This is a genomic window from Curtobacterium sp. UNCCL17 (genome assembly GCF_000686685.1).
GTDB lineage: Bacteria > Actinomycetota > Actinomycetes > Actinomycetales > Microbacteriaceae > Curtobacterium > Curtobacterium flaccumfaciens.
This window is the reverse complement of sequence record NZ_JMLI01000004.1, coordinates 1-3,046: the sequence shown is the minus strand read 5'-3', so window position 1 is coordinate 3,046 and position 3,046 is coordinate 1. Positions and strand designations below refer to the sequence as shown.

Genomic DNA, 3,046 nt, shown 5'->3' with positions numbered 1-3,046 from the left:
CCCCGCACGGCGCGTTCAAGCCACTCACCCGCTCGAATGGTGAGTCGGTGTTCGATCACAAGGGCAAGACCGTCTACACGTCCGGCGGGATCCTCGCCGCCGAGGACCGGCTCCTCGACGCCGCCCGGACCCGGACGATGGCGCCGGTGTCGATCGACGTGTTCGAGCGCGTCGCGGTCGCCTACACCGGCCCGCTCGACCAGGGGCAGCGGGATCTCGCGAAAGCGTTCGCGACCTCGGACCGGGAACTGCTCATGGGCATCGGTCCCGCCGGCGCCGGCAAGACCACCGCGCTCAAGCTCGCCAACGACGCCCTGCAGGCGGGCGGTGTCCGCATGATCGGACTCGCCCCCTCCGCCCCTGCAGCGTCCGTGCTGTCCGAGGCCGTGGGGATCGACGCGACGACGATCCACGGGTTCATCGTCGCCCACCAGCAGGACGAGGTGGTCGAGAAGTTCGCGCTGCAGCCGGGTGACGTGATCGTGGTTGACGAGGCCGGCATGGCTGGCACGTTCCGCCTCGACGACGTCCGCCGGATCGCCGCCGAGTACGGCGCCGTCGTTCGCGGGATCGGTGACGACCGGCAGCTCTCCGCCGTCGAAGCCGGCGGCGTGCTCCGACTCATCGACCGCGAGGTGGGGTCTGTGCAGCTCGAGCACGTCCACCGCTTCGCAGACGCCGACGAAGCGGAAGCCTCCCTCCGACTCCGCGACCCGATGCGCCCAGGCGACCCGTTCGCTTGGTACCAGGACAACAGCCGCGTCGTCGGTGGTGACAGCGAGCGGATGACCGCCGCGGTGTTCGAGGGGTGGCAGCACGACACCCTCGCCGGCACCCGCTCCCTGATGCTTGCCCCGACGTCGACGGCCGTCGCGGATCTCAACGCCCGCGCGCAGGCGTTCCGGATCTCCACCGGAGACCTCGACACGTCCCGGTCCGTCCCCTTGCGAGATGGGCTCGCCGCGCACGTCGGCGACACCATCGTCACCCGCCGCAACGACTCCGACCTGCGGATCCAGGGCGGCCGCGACCGCGTCAAGAACGGCGACCTCTGGACCGTCACCGGGATCCGCGACAACGGCACCCTCGACGTCGCGCACGCCGAGCACGGCGCCGTGATCCAGCTGCCCGCCGGCTACGTCGCCCAGCACGTCGAGGTCGGCTACGCCCGCACCATCAGCCGCTCCCAGGGCCTCACCACCGACCGCACCCACGTCCTCGGCGACGCGACCATGAGCCGCGAGGACGCCTACACGGCCCTGTCTCGCGGGAAGGAAAGCAACCGGCTCTACCTCGCCCTCGACGACGCCGCGACCGTCCCCGACGCGCTCGAGCAGATCGCCGCCCGCTCCGAACGGATGCTCTCTGCACACGAGACGATCCGCCTCGAGCAGGACCGCGTCGAGGACCTGGTCACCCTCATCGACCAGCACGCCGACGTTGCCGTACACGCCGACGAGCTCCGCGCCGGCGCGATCGTCACGAAGGCCCTCGGCGCAGAGCTTGCCACGTCCCTCGAGGGGCAGGAGTCGTGGGGTGCCCTCGCCGCGTCACTGCGTCACGCGGAGGACTACGGCCACGATCCGATCGCGACGCTGCAGGACGCGTACAAGCAGCGTGAGCTCGGCACCGCCGAGGACGTGCCGGCGGTGCTGCACTGGCGCATCGAAAAGGCGCTCGAGGGCATCGACCAGCCCGTTGTCCGCGTCGTCGATCGCGAACCCGTCGACGGGGTGCCGGCCTGGATCGCTGACGGCCGCCGCCACCAGGACGAGCTCCTCCCGGCCGAGTGGCGCGACCACCTCGCCGAGCGGCACCACTACATCGGCGTGCGCCTGAAGGAGCGGGGCGCGGCCCTCGCCCTCGAGCAGCCGGCGTGGACGCAGGATCTCGGACGGCTCCCGTCCGAGCCGTGGCGGATGTTCGACTGGCACCGCACAGCGGCGGAGGTCGACGTGCTCCGCACCAAGTACCGCATCGACCCGTCCGAGCCGCAGGCCATCCCGGACAAGCTCCGCGGGAACCCGGTCGCCGACCACCTGCAGGAGCGCGTGACCGCGCTCCACAAGGCGGCTGCGCTGTCGACCGCGCCGGAGGTCACTGCGTCGACGCGCGAGCACTACGCCACCCGCGCCGCCGAGCAGACCGCGGTTGCCCGCACCGCCCTGGTCGCGGCCGCGGAGGGCGTGCAGCAGGTGACGTCGACGGCGGTGGCCACCGCGTCCGACGTCGTCGCAGAGCCGACCACACAGACCCGTCCTGAGACCGCCACGGAGCTTGCTCCGCAGGCGTCCACCGCCGAGGCCGCACCCGCGACCCCGACCGGTACCCCGACCACTCCCGTGGCCGCGGTGCCGCCGCGCACTGTCCCGCAGCAGGAAGGAACCATCATGAGCGACCCCATCGACGACACCCTCGACCACGTCGGCCGGCACGCCGGCCGCGCAGCGCAGAACGTCACCTCCGAGTTCACTCGGCAGCTGCAGCGCTCTGCTGACGAACGCCGCCGTGCCCTGCAGGAGGCCGAGCGCAAGGCGCAGCGCGACCGTGACGCTGCAGCCCGCGACGCGCAGCGGAAGGCCGACCGTGACCGGGAGCGTGCCGAGCAGCAGGCCGCGCGGGACAAGGAGCGCACCGACCGAATCGCCGCCCGCTACCCGAACCCCGAGGAACGCGACGCTGCTGCGGTCGCCGAGGGCACCGCCGTGGGTGCGGCAGCCGCGGCCGCGGTTGAGAGCCAGACCAACACCGACACTGCAGCGATCACGACCGACGGCCGCGACGCGGCCGCGGCCGAGACGTCAGCGATCGCTGCGGAGGGGCACACGGACGTCGAAGAGGCGGCGGCGCCGCGGATCTCGTCGTCCCGCTCCGAGCGGAACCGGGCAACGCTCGAGGGAGCCGGCTACGACCCCGACGAGCGCGCCAGCGACGCTGACAACGGCGCCGCAGAGCAGGCACGACGCGACGAGTACCGCGCGCCGGAGATCAGCCGCGGCGACGACGGCATCGAACGCTGACACGCACGCACGAGGAAGGGGCGGAC

The 3,046-nt window shown here is 72.4% G+C and carries 1 protein-coding gene; it reads left to right on the top strand.

The features are described 5' to 3' along the window. Nucleotides 1–47 precede the first annotated feature (47 nt). The gene (locus tag BR70_RS21920; protein ID WP_051596475.1) at nt 48–3,020 is read left to right on the top strand and encodes an ATP-dependent DNA helicase; all 2,973 of its coding nucleotides are present in this window, start codon (nt 48–50) and stop codon (nt 3,018–3,020) included. The last annotated feature ends 26 nt before the right edge of the window (nt 3,021–3,046 follow it).